The 17029-nt window shown below is 57.0% G+C and carries 14 protein-coding genes; 7 read left to right on the top strand and 7 right to left on the bottom strand.

The features are described from left to right. Positions 1–7: 7 nt before the first annotated feature. The 4 genes from WJU16_RS23225 to WJU16_RS23210 all read right to left on the bottom strand — a co-directional run bounded on the left by WJU16_RS23225 (position 8) and on the right by WJU16_RS23210 (position 6185). The gene (locus WJU16_RS23225) at positions 8–3181 is read right to left on the bottom strand and encodes a TonB-dependent receptor (RefSeq protein ID WP_341835744.1); all 3174 of its coding nucleotides are present in this window, start codon (positions 3179–3181) and stop codon (positions 8–10) included. Positions 3182–3236: 55 nt separating this feature from the next. Beyond that, positions 3237–3656, bottom strand: a complete 420-nt coding sequence (locus WJU16_RS23220; protein ID WP_341835743.1) for a hypothetical protein — start codon at positions 3654–3656, stop codon at positions 3237–3239. A 95-nt stretch (positions 3657–3751) separates the two neighbouring features. Beyond that, positions 3752–4999 (bottom strand): hypothetical protein, encoded by a 1248-nt coding sequence (locus WJU16_RS23215; protein WP_341835742.1) that lies wholly within the window; start codon positions 4997–4999, stop codon positions 3752–3754. A 544-nt stretch (positions 5000–5543) separates the two neighbouring features. Further along, the gene (locus tag WJU16_RS23210) at positions 5544–6185 is read right to left on the bottom strand and encodes a hypothetical protein (RefSeq protein WP_341835741.1); all 642 of its coding nucleotides are present in this window, start codon (positions 6183–6185) and stop codon (positions 5544–5546) included. A 155-nt stretch (positions 6186–6340) separates the two neighbouring features. Here WJU16_RS23210 and WJU16_RS23205 point away from each other — a divergent pair, with 155 nt between their 5' ends. The 6 genes from WJU16_RS23205 (at position 6341) to WJU16_RS23180 (ending at position 12240) form a co-directional block, all read left to right on the top strand. Beyond that, complete coding sequence (locus tag WJU16_RS23205; protein ID WP_341835740.1) at positions 6341–7732, top strand: hypothetical protein; 1392 nt, start codon at positions 6341–6343, stop codon at positions 7730–7732. A gap of 414 nt (positions 7733–8146) precedes the next feature. Then, complete coding sequence (locus tag WJU16_RS23200; RefSeq protein ID WP_341835739.1) at positions 8147–9346, top strand: acyltransferase family protein; 1200 nt, start codon at positions 8147–8149, stop codon at positions 9344–9346. Positions 9347–9367: 21 nt separating this feature from the next. Then, entirely contained in the window at positions 9368–10387 is a 1020-nt protein-coding gene (locus tag WJU16_RS23195; protein WP_341835738.1) for a histidine kinase, read from the top strand. Continuing rightward, positions 10384–11088: a LytTR family DNA-binding domain-containing protein gene (locus WJU16_RS23190; protein WP_341835737.1), complete on the top strand. Its 705-nt coding sequence runs from the start codon at positions 10384–10386 to the stop codon at positions 11086–11088. The genes WJU16_RS23195 and WJU16_RS23190 overlap by 4 nt, the downstream gene beginning before the upstream one ends. A 100-nt stretch (positions 11089–11188) precedes the next feature. Then, entirely contained in the window at positions 11189–11434 is a 246-nt protein-coding gene (locus tag WJU16_RS23185) for a hypothetical protein (RefSeq protein WP_341835736.1), read from the top strand. Continuing rightward, positions 11431–12240: a methyltransferase domain-containing protein gene (locus WJU16_RS23180; protein ID WP_341835735.1), complete on the top strand. Its 810-nt coding sequence runs from the start codon at positions 11431–11433 to the stop codon at positions 12238–12240. The genes WJU16_RS23185 and WJU16_RS23180 overlap by 4 nt, the downstream gene beginning before the upstream one ends. On the opposite strand, the gene WJU16_RS23175 is transcribed toward WJU16_RS23180, so the two are convergent. Beyond that, positions 12218–12595: a hypothetical protein gene (locus tag WJU16_RS23175; protein WP_341835734.1), complete on the bottom strand. Its 378-nt coding sequence runs from the start codon at positions 12593–12595 to the stop codon at positions 12218–12220. The two genes, WJU16_RS23180 and WJU16_RS23175, sit on opposite strands and share 23 nt — an antisense overlap. 36 nt (positions 12596–12631) lie before the next feature. Beyond that, positions 12632–13666: a linear amide C-N hydrolase gene (locus tag WJU16_RS23170; RefSeq protein WP_341835733.1), complete on the bottom strand. Its 1035-nt coding sequence runs from the start codon at positions 13664–13666 to the stop codon at positions 12632–12634. Between the two features lie 114 nt (positions 13667–13780). Here WJU16_RS23170 and WJU16_RS23165 point away from each other — a divergent pair, with 114 nt between their 5' ends. Beyond that, positions 13781–14152, top strand: coding sequence for a DUF1801 domain-containing protein (locus WJU16_RS23165; RefSeq protein WP_341835732.1), 372 nt, complete (start codon positions 13781–13783; stop codon positions 14150–14152). 5 nt (positions 14153–14157) lie between these two features. On the opposite strand, the gene WJU16_RS23160 is transcribed toward WJU16_RS23165, so the two are convergent. Beyond that, positions 14158–16986, bottom strand: coding sequence for an FAD-binding and (Fe-S)-binding domain-containing protein (locus WJU16_RS23160; RefSeq protein ID WP_341835731.1), 2829 nt, complete (start codon positions 16984–16986; stop codon positions 14158–14160). Between the last annotated feature and the right edge of the window lie 43 nt (positions 16987–17029).

The following is a 17029-nucleotide window of genomic DNA, read 5'->3' as shown; positions in this document are numbered from 1 at the left end:
TGAATGATCAGAATGAGGTGTTGAAACCGACGCTGAACGTCCGTGTGATCGGATACCCGATGGCGTTGTTCCCTTCCGGGTCCAGGTGCGTCATCACGAAGTTTTTGGACCAGGTGATGAGGTTCTGCCCGCCTACATGTATCCGCGCCGTACGCAGCCCGATGGGGCTGATCCACGACTTCGGAAGGTTCACGGCCACTTCCACATTCCGCAGGCGGGTAAACGCCCTGTCGGTGATGAAGAAGTCGTTGGCGGTGAAATTGGTGTTGGATTTGGTGCTGAGCGCGGGATAGGTGATCTTCTCCCCCGCCGCGTACCGCTCGGGCGTCCAGGCGTTGCGGTGCATATCGAAATAGGTGCCTTGCTTAATAATCTCGTACACCCCGTTGTCGGCATACCGCCCGGTATACTTTCCAACACCCTGGAAAAACAGTGTCACATCCACCATCTTCCACGTAGCGGAAAAAGTAGCGCCCCAGGTGAAACCGGGAATATGCGTATTGCGCAGCGGCTGCATGTCTTTATCGTTCACCACGCCGTCGCCGTTCAGGTCTTTGTAAATGAAATCCCCAACGCGCGGGCTGCCGAAGCCGTAAGTGGTTTTCGCCAGGTATGCATCCAGCTCTTCCTGGGAATTGAAAAACCCGTTGCCGTTGCTACGGTCGATCTGGTATCCCCAATGCTGGCCCAGCGGATACCCCGTCCGGCGCAGGCGGTAAACGTACGACTCGTCGTTGATCGCCTCGTCGATAAAGCGCACCTCGTTCTTGTTGGTGCCGTAGTTGCCGCGGAACTGGACGAACCAGTTGCGGTTGAGCTGGCGATGATATTCCAGTTCAATCTCCAGACCTTTGTTAAAGACCTCACCCATATTTACTTTGGGGATATTGCCCAGGGGCACGCCCTGGATCGCCGGAATGGTGCCGCGGGTGATGAGAATCTTGCTGCGGTCTTCGGTGTAATAGTCGAATGTGATGGAGAGATCGCGGAAAAGCTGGAGATCGATACCGATGTTACGCTTCAGCGCTTCTTCCCAGGTAATGTCCGGGTTGCCGAGAAGGCCCTGGCTCACGCCTTGGCCGAGGCCCAGGCTGCTCAGCGGCCCGCCGCCCATCGTGATATTGCTCTGATACAGGAAGCGTGCGCCGCCCATCTTGTCGTTTCCTACTTTACCGTAAGAACCGCGCAGCTTCAACGAGGTAATGATATTGTTGCCTTTCAGGAAAGCTTCGTTGCTGACTACCCAGCCCACCGAGGCCGCCGGGAAGAAGCCATACCGCCTGTTGGGCGCGAATTGTTCAGATCCGTTGTAACCGGCGTTGACCTCGGCGAGGTACCGGTTATCATAGCCATAGGTTGCCCTGGCGGAAAGACCGATCACATTGAAAGGTATTTCCCCGCCGGTAGATTCCCAGTAATCACGCTGCGCCAGCACCATGGCCGTCACGTCGTGCTTGCGGGCAAACTGGCGGGCGTAGTTGATCCGCCCCTGCATGTTGATATTGTAGCGGGAATCCGCTCCCTTGGCAAGCCCCAATCGGTTCTGCCCCGTGCGCTTGATGGAATACACCAGCTCATCGGTTGCGTAGTTCACCTGCGCCAGGTACAACGGTTCCAGCTTGCTCCCCTGCATGGCCGTGGTGCCGCGGGAATCGAACGAGATCATGCCGCGCATGCTCAAACCCGGCGTGATCAACTTGCCCAGGTCCCAGTCCAGCCCCAGCGAGCTGTTGAGGTTCGAGCGCACTTCATGCCGGTAGCCCTGGCGGTTCATCACTTCAAATGCCGAACGGTCGAGGTACCCGGGATCGATGATCGCGCCTTCCGGAATACCGAAACCCGGCAAGGCCGTTGGGCCGGGCGTGATGGGCAAAATGGTCTGCGCCTGGTAAATGAGGTCGGAAATCATCCAGTCGGTGCTGCTATTCGGGTAAACGCCCGCCGAAGGCATATTCACCCTTTCTATATAGCTGCCGATATTGAGAAAGCTTTTCAGCGATCCTGAAATCTTGTAATCGAGATTGGAACGGAAACTCCAGCGGTCCATCTTCGCCGATGGGTCGTAACCCAGCTTCGATTTCGGCTCTACGTTCAGGTTACCGCCCTGGTGGAGGTAGTTGGCGTTGGCGAAATAGCTTACTTTCTCCGTTCCGCCACGGATACCCATGTTCACTCTTGTTTGCGGCGCAAACCGTTTAATCAGCTCGCGGTAGTAATCATGGTCGGGATACATGTACCTGCGCACTTTGGCTTTGGCTTCAAAATCCGGATCGTTGGGATCCAGCCCGATAAGCGGGTTTTCGTATTTGGCGATTATATCTTCCGGGAAAGGCGCCTCGGTGATCCCGTCGTTTTTAGACGCCTCGTTCCGCAGGCGCATGTATTCCACCGAATGCAACCGCTTCGGCTCATGCGTGAATGAGGCCCAGCTCTGGTCCACACTGAGGCTCAGTTCCGCCTTGCCGGGCTGCCCGCGCTTGGTGGTGATGAGGATCACCCCGTTTGCGCCCCTCACCCCGTATGCCGCTGTGGCGGATGCGTCTTTCAACACCGTGATGGTAGCCACCTCGTTGGGGTCGATCGTCCGGATGTTGTCGCGCGGAACGTCGTCGATCAGGATCAGCGGGCTCGCGCCATTGGTGGTGGCCACACCGCGGAGATACAGGGTGGCGTCGTCACGGCCCGGTTGTCCGCCGGCGGATTGAATGGATGTAAGGCCGGGAAGCTTGCCCGCCATCGCGACGGCGAGGTTGGCGGAAGTCGTCATCCGGATGTCTTCGGAAGTGATGGAGGCCACCGCTCCCGTCACCGAAAGCTTCTTTTGCTGTCCGTACCCTACAACCACCACTTCGTTCAGGTTTTCATTGGTGGCCGGAAGCTTCACCAGCAGCTGCTCCCTTCCGCCTACCGCCACTTGCCTGGACTGGTAGCCGAGAAAGCCGAAAACGAGCACGGCGTTGGAAGGAACACTGAGGCTGAAGCGCCCCAGCTCGTCTGTTTGCCCGCCGATACTGGCGCCCGCCACGCGCACCGTCACCCCCGGCAGCGGCGTGGCGCTGGCGGAATCGGTGACCGTTCCCGAAACGGTTATTTTGTTTTGTGACCGGGCCGGCAAGGCAAAAAGCATCACCGCCAGGAACATATAGCATGTTGCCCGGAATCGCGTATACAGTTTCATCATGACGTGGATAATTTTTCTTTTACATGTTGTGGATTTGTTGACGATATACCTGGGATCATTCAGAGAAAGCATAATTAAACCTGCCTGCCGGCGCAACATCCCCGTTCACGAGAAAGTCCATGATGTTGCCGTTTTCCTGCATATTATCGGACCATTTGAACTGGAAGCGGAGCGGCCCCAGGCCGAAGTACTTCCGGGGTATACGGATTTCCATCCTATTTCCTTCATACCGGTACGCTACCTCCGCCAGTTTGTTCCAAACCCATCCGGAGGCGTGTTTTTCGAGGATGGCTTTCTTACCTGGCGCCTGCCGGTTCACGACGAGGTCGTATCCCTCCCATCCCGTTTTGGCGTCGCTATCGGTGTCGATGAACAGGCGCATCCAGGCGGGGTCGGTATGTGGGGTAAGCGGGGCGGCGGTTTCGATGTAGAAATACACATGCTGCGCGTCGCGGGCCACCCGGGCGGCCGTCAAGTCGTTGCGGCCCGTGGTATTGGTGTAATGCGTGCCTTTGAAACCGTCATGGTCGCGGTGCCCGGTGTTGCCTTTGTGCGCGCGGTATACCGGGGTTACACGGCCCCAGTCGGAGAAGCGCCCGTCGATTTTAATGGTTTGGGGGAAGAGGGCTTTTCTTCCGCGGGCATGCCCTTGAACTTCCTGATGTTGGCTACCAGCTGGTAGTAGTAATTGTCGCCGTGCCCGCCTTTCATGGGCTCGATGTCGCGGCTGTGCTCGGTATCGAACTGGTCGGGGAAGGCGTTGGGTTGTTTCATCCACACGTCATATCGCCCGGCGATCCACTCGTTCCACCCGGTCACAAAGGCCAGTTCGATGTTTTGGCCGAGGGCGCGGTCCCACTGTTCCTGGAAGTTCAGTCCGTACTGATGCGCGCCGGGCCGGGAATCGTGGCCGTTTTTATCGGTGTAGCTGCGGCCGAAGGCGCCGGGCATGTTCATGGCGCTGAGGCCGTTGTGCTTCGTCCAGTTTTGGGAAACGCCGACGGTCATTTGTTCGAAGCTGCCGTCTGCATTTTGCGCGAACCCGTGCTGCGGGAAGATCTCCAGCCAGCCCCAGTGGTCTTTTCGCTGGGGGCCTTTGTCGTATACCGGCTGCCCGGGACGGAAGGTGAAGAAGTCCCGGATCTCGGGGTCTTCGATGTTGTCGGGGTATGCCATCACGAGGGGCTTCCCTTTCCATTGGAACCACAGGTCTTTATACAGGCCCGGTTTATAAAGATCGTTGTAGATCTGTTTGATGGCGCTGAGCGTGGCTTTGCTGGGCCCGAAGCCGAGCATGAAAGCGATCTGCGGCGTGCGGATGCCGTCGCGGCGTGCTTCGGTGAATACCTCGCAAAGCGCCATGTAGGCGGGTTTCCAGACCAGGTCGCCGTTCGTGGCGTCGAACATGATCATATCCACACCTGCGTCTGCCAGCATTTCCGCGTGCTTGCGTATCACCCATTTGTCGGAATTGGTATAGAACCCGAACAGGGGCTCGTTCCAGAAGTTCATGATATTGGCCGGCCACCGCGGGTCTTTGTAATCATTAATGGCGTCGGGATATTTTTGCAGGAACGCGGTGGTATTGTTTGGGGAAAGATGCGCCTGGTGGTAATGCCAGGTCCAGTAGAAAATACCCACAAACTTGCCTGCTTTCTCTGGCCCGGTTTCGGTGCTCACGGGGAGCTTCCGGCCGAGGGCATCCGTTGCGGGCAGATGAGCGGAATAGTTGCGTAGCGCTTCCTGCGCACGCAAGGGCTGCAGTAAGGACAATAGCAAACATAAACCGGCGGCCTGCCGGAGAGCGGATTTATTCATACTATAAAAAATAAGCAATAGTCGGTGTCGCCGCCTTAGCTGAAAATGGCGCACAGTTTTTCATACGTGGCAAATCTGTTTTCGGCTGATATAATCGCGGCGACAGTATTTTGCGCGTGGTAATGTTCATGTCTGTCTTAAAGACCGTAATGCTGCCCACCCTGTTTACTTTTCTGCTGTCAAACCATTACCTGCAGGGCGTCCGGGCTTTTTTATCTTCCTTATCAAGTCCGCATCCGTCAATCTGTTCTATCATTCAACAATTCAATAATACTCGAATAATTTCTCTCCCGCAACCTGCTCCATCCTGCCTCCCGTCCTGCACTATCCTGCACCGGTCGCTGAATCCGTTTATGGTAGCGGGTTACAACATTCTTCTCCTTTCATTTTTTTTAGCAGATCGCAAATATTCTACGGCAGGTTGCGTGCGCAAGCCAACCGCTTATCCTGTTTTTCCTTTTTATTGCTGATGGAAAAACGGCAGCGCGCCGGCCGCAGGCGGATGTACAAATGGGTAACGGAGAAACCTATACGATGTATAGCGCTATGGCTTCGATCCGGCGCGAACGGCGTTGGGATGGAATGGCAGGTAAGATGCGGAAGGATCGGCTCCGGGCGCGTGCAGGATAAGACCGGTGCAGAACATTTTCTGGTTGACTTCAAAAGAAATCCCCTCCGGCGCGGTAAGCACCCGGATGGTATCCGGACCTTCGGGGTACCAGGCGGTCTGCGTCAGGTCGAAGCTGCGCGCCAGGTCCGCGAGGGCTGCGCCGGAACCGGCTTTGCCGGCGGTACGGTATCCGGGATGGGTAGTGCGGAACATCCGGATGCGGGCGGTATCGTCTACCCCCATATTGCGTTCGGTATACAAAGCGGTTTGAAATCCGTTGTTCTTCCAGATGGCGAGCGCTTTGCCCATGGCGGCATCGCCGCTGTCGGGCTTGCCCATCCGCGCGACAAACGGCGCGGCATCCGCGCCCAGCTTCACATTCCCCACGGCCACACCCGGCTCCACCAGGCTGTCGGGCGGAACGTTTTCCACCACCACGGAATCGCCGATGGGCGGCACGGCGTCGGCATTGTTGGTGTCGGGGCCCGCATGGCAGGCGGCGGCCAGCACGGCCAGGGCAAGGAATGGCTGGAGGTTTTTCATAAACGAAACGGCAGCAAGAACCCTGCCATCCACGCGATACCATTGTCGGAAATATCCGGCGGTTATATCCGTTCTTTGCGGCCTGAGTACGCAGGGTTCGGAAAGCATATCCGCCAACTCAGCCAAAGCAGTATCGATTCCACCATTGCCACCTGCTAACTTTGTTTCCCGGAACCAATGCACACCCCATGAAATACTATGTACTATGCGCCTTCGGGCTCTTATCCCTTTTCGCCTGTTCTAAAAAATCGAAAAAAGACCAGCCCGAACCCGACAAACCGGCCGTTGTTACCGGCAAACCTTTTACCACGGCCAAAGGCGCCGTGGCGGGCCAGGTGGCATGGGCCGTAATTGGCGCCGCCGGCGGCTCCCTGCAATCGACCGACCTCAACGTTTCGCTCACCGTGCCCTCCGGTGCGGTAGCGGAGGACCGGACGTTCCGCATCCAGGCTGTTTCCAACACCCTCCGGCCCGACAAGCCCCTGCTGGCCTACCGCATCCTGCCGGACGACGTCAACTTCACCAAACCGGTGACCGTTACCATCAAGTACAACCCCGAGGATCTGACGCCCGGCGCGGAAGACATGCTCATGCTTGCCTACCAGGACGCCAACGGCACCTGGAAGCCCATGGCCACGAAGCTGGATAAAACCAATCATACCGTTACCGCTACCATGACCCACTTTTGCGACATCGCCTTTTACGAGGTGTATGAGCTTTTCGCGGCCAAAACTGAAATTGCGGCCGGGCAGGAAGTGTCCTTGCGTTGCGGGGTGCAGGAGATCAGCCCTAACCAGGATTCCCTGCTGGCGCCCCTGCAGCACCCGGTCGACGATGCCGGTTTTGGCCGCCCCGCCACGAGCCAGTACGCCATGTTGCATGGCAAATACGCCGGGAGCATTTCCGGGTGGAAGGTGCTGAACGGGCCGGGAACGGTTACCGCGGCCCGGAACCCCCATGGCCTGGAAGCCAATGCGGTCTACAAAGCACCTGCTAACGTGCCCGTTCCCTCCCATGCTGAAGTCGAAGTAACCCTGGAAGGGCTCCCCGGCGTAAAAGACCCTTCCGCCCCCGATGGCGTCCGCAAACCGGGCAAGCTGGTGCTCCGGAAACGGATAGGGCTGGTACCCTCCGAAGGCTATACATTCATGAAAATCGTCGTAAATGGCGTAGAAACCCTCATCGCGCCCGAGCAACCGATGTATGCGGAATACGATCCCACCGCATTCGCGCTGTTTGAAGCGGGTGTAAACGGGGGCCTGAGCTGCAAGCTGGTGCTCACGCATCCCCAACCCGGTAGCTGGCCCTGCGGCCCGCAGGATGGCACCGCCACGGAAGCATCGGTAGAATTCCATTTCGACGCCGTCAACTTCGCCCTGTCGAGATTCTGCCAGAACGTGGACGGCCGCCAGGTAACGCGGTACACCGGCGGCAGGCTGGAAATCACCAAAGTAGGCAATGCCGGCGAACCGATCGAAGGCAGCTTCTCCGGGAATGTGTTCCGCCAGCTCAATGCGGTAGAATGCAATTTCCAGGAGTATGAATTCCGGGTCACTTTCCGTTTCCTCAGAAGTTCCTGATACATTTACCTCCAACTGTAACCAAGGCGGCTCCCGGGCATGGGGGCCGCTTTTTTTATGCAAAACAGGGGGTAACACCGGGGTTGTCCCGGGGGTAAGGAATAGCTAATGAAGTGTATGTAAAGGGTATAAATGTAGTAAAAGCGAGGCTACCAAAGAGTTGCCCCACTGTTTATATACCCTTGATATACTTTAGATATACTTTAGATATACTGTAACCCCTGCTTTACCCTTTAGTAACCCCACATTTGCATTACATGATAATTTAATCACAACTGACTAATAAACAATAATTTGTAAAAACATGCGTCCGCTAGCCCTGACGGTTGGTCAAACCAGGCGTACCGGTGGTCAACCGGGCGGGGTCCGGGAGCGGGAAAGCAAATATGTTTGTTTTCTAAAACCTTCCCGGAAATGGAAACATCCACCCGCCAAAGTTACCTCGACTGGCTCCGCGTAGCCGCCATCGCCGGGGTCCTGTTCTACCACGCCGCCAGGCCTTTCATGGTCGACGATCCCTGGCATGTCAACAACGCCACGGGCAGCGAGGTGCTGACAGAGCTTGCTTTCTGGCTCAGTCGATTCAGGATGCACCTCCTTTTCTTCATATCCGGGGCCGTAACCTGGTTCATGATGCGGCGACGCACCGGCGGCGCTTTCGTGGGGCTGCGGTTCCGCCGCTTGTTCATTCCCCTCGTGGCGGGGATGTTCCTCATCGTGCCGCCGCAGGTGTACATGGAACGCGTAGCCAACGGCTTCACGGGGAATTTCGGGGATTTCTATGCCAGGGTATTGCAATTCCGGCCCTACCCGGAAGGAGATTTTTCATGGCACCACCTCTGGTTCATCGTTTATCTGTTCCTGTACGACCTGCTGCTGGCCCCGTTCTTCGCCTGGGCGGCATCGCCGAAGGGTAAGGCTTTCGCGGAGAAGCTGCGCTGGCTGGCGGAAGGGAAAAGGGTATACTGGCTGATGCTGCCTTCGGTGATATGGTTCTCTGTCATGGCGCTGCCCTACCCGGCCACTAACGATCTCATCCATGATTACTGCTTCTTCTTGTACTGGCTGCTCTTCGTATTGGCGGGATTCCTTTGCATGATGCAGCCCGCCCTCATGGAAAGCCTGGAAAGGAACCGGCGGTTGTCGCTCGGCGCGGCGTTCCTGCTGCTGGTGTTCGTCAACTACTTCCGCTGGAATGATATCGAACTGGAAAGCTGGCTCCCGGATTGGGAAAGCCACCCGTTTACCTACCTCTGGATCGCGCGCTGGCCTTTGTTGTCGTGGTGCTGGGTGATGGCACTCACCGGCTACGGCAAAAGGTACCTGTCGCGGCTGAAGCCCGTGCCGGATTATGTGATCCAGTCGGTATACCCGTTTTACATCCTGCACCAGACGGTGATTGTCATCGTCGCATATTACGTGGTGCAGACCAGCGATACCATCGGGATGAAATATCTATTCGTTACGATCACTTCCCTGTTGGTCTCCGTTTTCATCATTCATTTATTTATCCGCCCGTTTGGCTGGGCGAGGTTCCTGATGGGGATGAAGCTGCGCGGCGGGAAGGCAAAAACGCCGGTGGCGGCGGAGCGCCCGCAGCCGCAGGTATCCTGAAATTTGGTTAACTTGAAAGATATGAAAGACAGACTATGGCATATGTTCTTTCCGCCGCTCTATGGGCTTTGCATTTATGCAAGCGTCCGGCTGGTGAACGACGTCATTTCCGGCACGCGCGCCTGGGAGCGGCACTGGAGCATCAATGCCTGGGAGCTTGGCGTGGGCTTTGTTGCGAGCTACATATATTACGCGGCAATGGTTTGGCAGCTGCGCCGGCGGCTGACGGATCACCCGGGCCGGAAAGCGGGCGCCGCGCGGGAACTGGCGGAAGCCGCCCTGCTGATCGAATTGATCTCTTCTGTCACGCTGATCCCCATGGCGGCGCTGACCGACGATGGCTGCCAGTGGTACGACGTGGTGAATATTTACCTGATCCCGTTGCTCTTCTGGCTGCTCTATTACGCTTTCGCGCGGGGAAACGCGTGGGTGCGCCGCAGCTATGAGCAACAGCTGCTGATCGAGCAGATCACCAACGACAGGTTGCAAACAGAGCTCCGGTTCCTCAAAGCCCAGTATCATCCCCATTTCCTCTTCAATGCGCTGAATACAGTTTATTTCCAGATGGACGATGATGTTCCCCAGGCAAAGCATACCCTCACCGCCCTCTCCGACCTCCTGCGATACCAGCTCTACGACCGCCAGCAAACCGTGCCCCTGCGCCGCGAACTGCAGCATCTCGACGCCTACATCGGCCTGCAACGGCAACGCATGAACGAACACTTGCGGCTGGAAGTGAATACAGACGAACGCCTCGGCGACCAACACATCTACCCGTTACTGCTTCTCCCCCTCGTCGAAAACGCCTTTAAATACGCCGGCGGGGAATATTGGATCCGCATTTCCGCGCGACTGGAAGGGAATACGCTCCTTTTTGTGGCCGCCAATGCCAAGCCCCCCATCGCTGCTGCGGTGAAAGACGGTGGCATCGGCCTTGAAAATCTCCGCCGGCGGCTGGCGCTGCTGTATCCGGATCACCATTCCCTCGAAACCGACGACAAACCCGGATCCTATTCCGCCACTTTAAAAATCGAATTATGAAGATACGCTGCGCGATTACAGACGATGAGCCCCAGGCCCGCAAAGGCCTCCGGGGATATGTGGAACAGATCCCTTTCCTGGAACTTGCCGGCGTCTGCGAAAACGCCATGGATCTCAACGAGCTCCTGCGCACCCAAGAAGTCGATCTTCTCTTCCTCGACATCGAAATGCCCTACATCAGCGGCATCGATCTCCTCAAAAGCCTCGCGCGGCCGCCAAAAGTTATCTTCACCACCGCGTTCGAACAATACGCGCTGAAAGGTTTCGAACTGGAAGCGGTGGATTACCTCCTCAAACCCATATCCTTCGAACGTTTCCTGAAAGCCGTAAACCGCGCGCGGGACGTCCTGTCGCCGCAATCCTCCGCTCCTGCAGCCGATCACCTTTTCATCCGTACCGATGATAAATTCGTGCGGATCGAATGGGCGGATATCCTCTATGTGGAAGGCATGGAAAACTACGTGCGCATCCATACCGCGGCCGGGATGTTCATCACCCATGCCACGCTGAAATCCGTGCTGGAACATCTTCCCGATCCTCCTTTCCTGCAAATCCACAAATCCTACATCGTCAACTCCGCGAAAATCACGGGGATCGAAGGCAACGTGATCGAACTGGGAAAGTTACAGGTGCCCTTGTCACGCACCCTGCGGGAGTCCGTACTGGAACGCCTGCTGCGCGACCGGCTGCTAAAAAAATGAGGCGCGCCGGTAAAGGCGCGCTCCGTGGGGTTTCCATGAACACAGATGTCAGGTTGCGATGGCGATAGAATTTTAAGACACCACCCACCCGGAAGATCTCATGGTCATCACCTACGCCAGCGACCGCTATGGCAGCCAGGAGCTGGGGCACCTGCGATTCCTGCCGATGACGGGATGGGGGCTGGCTGTAGCGTTGGAATTTACCATCAGCATATGGTTTTCCCGGCAGATCTTCCGGCTAGTGGGGGAAATCACCCGCGACGTGCGGGTGATCTTGCCGGCATGGAAAAAGACCGACGGACAATCGGTTAAAACGATGTATTTTGACGCAAACCCAAACCCATGAGCACTTCCGTTGCCGCCAGCAGGGCACGCATGCCCGAAGGCACCAACACCGTCCTCGACCGCAGGACCGTCGAAACCGATAACAGCAACCTGCTTCCGCTGCTGCGCCCCGGCCTGCGCGTGCTCGACGCGGGATGCGGAACCGGCGCCATTACCGCGGGGATCGCGGAACGCGTGACGCCCGGCGGCAGTGTTACCGGCATCGATACCGGAGAAGCGTTGATCGCGCAGGCGCAGCAGCAGTTTGCGGGCATTGCGGGTTTGCATTTCGAAGTGGCGGACATCCATGCCTTCGCACCCACCGAACAATTCGATCTCATTACTTCCGCCCGCGTCCTGCAGTGGCTGCCCGATCCCCTGCAAACGCTCTGCTGCATGAAAGCGCTCCTCCACCCCGGCGGCATCGTTTCCATCCTCGATTACAACCACGAAAAAATCAACTGGGACCCCGCCCCTCCCGCCTCCATGCGCCGGTTCTACGACGCCTTCCTGCAATGGCGGAAAGACGCCGGCTTCGATAACGGCATCGCCGACCGGCTCGTGCACCTCTTCCGCGAAGCCGGATTTACAAATATCACCACCCAATCCTGCCACGAATTATCCCTCGCCGGATCAGCGGAATTTAAAGCCACCGCCGGCATTTGGACCAAAGTTGCCGCTTCCCGCGGCGTTCAGCTGGTGAACGACGGCTATGTGACCGAAGCCGAACGCCTCACCGTTATGGACGATTATAACCAATGGATCGCCGGCACGGGGAAATCCATGCAGCTATACCTCCTGGCCGTCAGCGGCCGGAACCCGGAATAATTTCGCTAAAAGGTTCCGCAAAAACTACGGAGCCATCGGGCCGGGAGAACGCCACCGAATCCACCGCGCCCGCGCCCTCAAATCGATAGCTGACGCCTACCAGTGCGCCCGCGGTTTTGGCATTAGTATGCCGGAACGCATCGCGGCCGTTGACGAACACTTTCGCCGTGCGGTTCCTGACTTCGTAGCGGAGGTTCACCCATTGGCTGACGTCGCAGCCCATGCGCGATAGATCGGCGTGCCCCGCATGAAAAGTGGTATCGCCCAGCATGAGGAACATATCGCCAACACAGCCGGGTTTGGCCAGCGGGATAATATGCGCGCCCACGGTTCCATGCAGCACGATGCGGATCATGATTTTAACAGGTTTTCTGGGGCAAGCGCCAACGGACTACATGCCGAGGAACTTGAAGGGTTCCGATTTCACGAAATGTTTTCCTGCATCGCCGGCATAGGTTTCGTCTTTCGTCAGCGGCAACTTGCGTACAGGCTGCCCCTGCGCGAAATTCACTTTTTTCAGATCTACCCAAAAAGTATTGGGTGTACGGGCCGTCTCGAAATAATACACGAGATTTTTCTGGTCAGACACGGAGCGCCAGCGGGTAGAGGAAATATTGGGCTGATCCGGCGTGGAAATGCCCAGTGGTACCGAACAATTGCGGATCACGCTGAAAACGCTGGCCACCGCCTGCCGGGTGTCATCAGTTTTTGGAATGGCCTGGGCGTAGAAAGAAGCGCGCACGAAGCGGTCTGCCGCCCTGTTGGTGCCCGGCAGCATTGTGGTGCCGCCGATCTCCTGCCAGTATTCGTTCAATGCCAGTTGTTTTTCGAAGATGGGGGAATTGGTCATCACGTTGTATTCCGGGCTGTGGTGGATATTGAGTTTGCCGCCCACATACTGGAAGATGGCATTGTCGCCCGAGGGGTCGGAGATGGACAGGTGCAGGTTCGCCAGCCGGTCCATTCCCGGAATCTTATCCGTGACGATGACGAACGTTTCCTGCCGGAGAGCGTCCACCGCTTCTTTCACTGTGGAGAAATTATCCAGCACATACTGGCACCATACGGCAATCGACATGCCCTGTTTCTGCGCCGTAAATGCCGGGTATTCCGACTCTGCCAGGAAAAGCAGGTTGGCCACGAGCCCTTTTTCATTCATCCCGTCCGTCGTTGAAATATCATACCCCGAAGCAATCACGCTGCCGTATTTAGCCGTCCACTTCACAGCATTAGTCCCCACTTCACCGGTGCGCTGCATCCCCCGAGGGAACATCCAGAGATTTGTAAGAATGTCTTCTTTCCAGTCCATCGACCGGGCCGTGAGCAGGGTTCCGTTCAGTCCTTTGTACACCACACGGGTGCAGGCGCTGCTTTCAGCCGCCGGTGTGCTTACCGCCAGCAATCCGCCCAGCAGCAGGGTTCTCATATTCAAAACCATATTTTTCCTTTTCACTATACAACAGCAGCATCCGGGAAAGGTTCAGGAGAAACGGGAATCCCTAATTCCGTACATTCACCACGGATCATTCGCCACCACCCCATGAAAAAAGTCGACAACTACTTCCAAAGCCTCCGCGAACCGCAAAAGAGCTGCCTGCTTGCGCTCCACGCCATCATCCTGGCGCAGGACCCGCACATCACGGCTGAATGGAAATACGCCATGCCGTTTTATTGCTACAAAGGGAAAATGTTTTGCTTCATCCGGACAGATGTGAAAACGCAAACGCCCTACATCGGGATGGTGGAAGGAAAAAGACTGCATTACCCCGGCCTCGAACAAGGCGACAGGGCCCGCATGAAAGTAATGACCTTCGATCCGGATGCTGATCTCCCGGTGACGATTTTGCACGACATGCTCACTGAGGCCCTCGACTTTTACCGCAAAGGCATCATTCCCATCAAGAAAAAGTAAAAAAATTAATCAACGCATTCGTCGAGCAGGAACACGATCGACTCATAGTTCTTGCCCACGGCTTCCGTCATGGCCATTTCGCAGGTTTTGGCGGAAGAATAATACCCGTCGTGGCAGGCGCCTTTCAGGTCATCGGCTTCGGGCCGCGTTGCGGAGGCGGTAAGCTCAGGGAAGAGAAATCCCCTGTCGCCGGCCATGCCGCAGCAGCCAGCGTTCACTGGTATGGTGACGTTTTCGGCCAGCGCCTTCGCCACTTGTGAGAATTTGCTTTCGATTCCCATCTTCTGCAACGAGCACACCGGGTGCAGCGCGATGCTGGCTTTCCGGCGCTTCACTTCCACCCGCGGCAACACTTCCTCCAGCAAATATTCGATGCTGTCGAGAATCCGCATGGCGTCGAAGCGGGATTTGTTTTCCGGCGTGAGCGCCGGGCGGCAGTCGCGGAGCGTATGGGTACAGGAAGTAATATCGAGCACCACGGGCGATTGCCCCTCGCGGGTCCATTTCCAGAGCTTTTCGATAGTGGCGTTCACGGTGTGCGTGTAAGCCGGGCCGAAGCCTTTGGACGAATAGATCTGCCCGCAGCAGTTGCCGCCGATATCATTGGGCTGTATGAGTGAAATGCCCGCTTTGCGGGACACGGACGCAAATGTTTCGGTAATTGTTTTCTTTCCATTTTCCGAACCACCCATGATGCGGTTGATGCACGACGGGAAGTAAACCGCCTTCGGTCCCTCACATTCCGCAACAGTGGCCGCCGGTGATGGATGCCAGCTGGAAGGCCTGAGATGGCTGCTCCACAACGGCATGGCGGGGATCACTTTGCGGATGCCTTTGGTGAGGCCCGTCATCGCATGCTCCCCGAACACGCTATTAACCGCTGATCCGGCTTTGAGGCCTACCCAAACGGCTTTCGATACGAAGTTGAAATTCTTCGCCACCTGCAGCGCCACTTTATTTGCAAACGGACTGTGATTTTCCCGCCGAAGTCGCTTCACGAGCATGCCGGTGTTGATGTCTACCGGGCAGGCCACGGCGCAGAGGCCGTCTACCGCGCAGGTATCGAGGCCGTCGTATTGATATTCTTTGAGCAGTTGCTGGTAATCCTGTTTCCTGTTCTGATGCTTGAGCTTCACCAGCGCCCGGCGCACCACAATGCGGCGGCGCGGCGTGAGGGTGAGGTTGCGGCTGGGACATTTATATTCGCAGAACCCGCATTCCATACATTTGTCCACTTCCTCTTCTACGCGCGGCAATTCTTTAAGGTGCCGGATGTGGGCCTCCTTGTCGGCGTTGATGAGCACGCCGGGATTGAGGAGGTTTTGGGGATCGATGGCCGACTTCAGCGTTTTCATTACCTCGTAGATACCGGGCCCCCATTCCGTTTCCACGAACGGCGCCATGTTGCGGCCCGTGCCATGTTCAGCCTTGAGGGCGCCGTCGTACTTCCCGGCGATGAGCGCCACTACTTCGCGGATGAACGCGTCGTACCGCTGGATTTCGGCGGGTGTATCGAAAGACTGTGTCACAACGAAGTGGATATTCCCGTCTTTGGCATGCCCGAAAATGATGGCGTTTTCATATCCATATTTCGCGAAAAGCACCTGCAGGTCCAGGATGGCGTCGCCCAGGCGGGCTACCGGCACGGCGATATCTTCCAGGATCACGGTGGTGCCGCTCTCGCGTACCGCTCCCACCGATGGGAACATGCCTTTGCGGATCTTCCAGAGATAAGCCTGCTCCACGGGATTTTCCGTAAAAGAAGGCGGCACGATGAGCGAGATAGCGCCCGCGAGACCGAGGAACTTATCTTTCTTCACGGCCAATTCTTCCTGCGTATTGCCCTGGTACTCCACCAGCAATGCTGCGGCGGACCCGGGCAGTGTTTTCACGAGCGCGGGAATGCCGGGCAGATGTTCAACGGAACGAAGCGAGGCCCTGTCCATCAATTCCACCGCTTCCGCGCCCGATTCCGTGAGCGGTACGATGGCGGAGCAGGCGGTATGGATGTCGGGGAAATATAGCAAGCCCGTGGATTTCTCCGGATAATCGGGGATGGTGCGCATCACCGCTTCGGAAATGAAGCCCAGCGTTCCTTCCGCACCGATGAGCAAATGTGCGAGGATATCCAGCGGGTCGTCGAAATCTACGAACGCGTTCACGGAATAGCCCACCGTGTTCTTGGTGCGGTATTTTGCCCGGATGCGTTCGCGGATCTGCTCATCCGCGCGTACGTTGTCGCGCAGGCGGAGCAGGGTATCATGGAGGTCGCCGCATTGCTCGCGGAAGCGTTGGTAATCTTCCGGGTTTTCGGTGGTGAAGGTTAATCCGTTCGGGAGGATGAAACGGATGTATTGCACCGTGTGGTAAGAGTTTTTGCTGACGCCGCAGCACATGCCGCTGGCGTTGTTGGACAGGATGCCACCCATCATGGCAGAGTTGATGCTGGCGGGGTCGGGCCCGATCTTCTTCCCGAACTGCCTTAACCGCGCGTTCACGATCCCGCCGGTGATACCGGGCTGCACCCGCACGGTGGCGCCGTCGTTTTCGATCTTCATCGCCTGCCAGTGCTGGCTGAGATCTGCAAGAATGCCGTCGGTAACGGATTGGCCGGAAAGACTGGTGCCGGCCGCGCGGAAAGTGAGGGGGATCTGGTGTTGATGAGAAAACCGGAACAACGCCAGCACTTCCGCTTCGCCTACCGGCTGAACGACTGCTTTGGGTTCCAGGTGATAGAACCCCGCATCCGCGGCGTACGATAAAATGTCGATCAGTCTCGTTTTAATGCGATCCGCCGGAAGAATCGCTTCCAATGCGCGTCCGATAGCCTCCATGTCCTGTCAGATTTGTTCCTTGTAGAGATAAAAACACTCCAAG

Source organism: Chitinophaga pollutisoli, assembly GCF_038396755.1.
Taxonomy (GTDB): domain Bacteria; phylum Bacteroidota; class Bacteroidia; order Chitinophagales; family Chitinophagaceae; genus Chitinophaga; species Chitinophaga pollutisoli.
The sequence above is the reverse complement of the archived record's forward strand: the minus strand, read 5'-3'. Positions and strand labels throughout refer to the sequence as shown.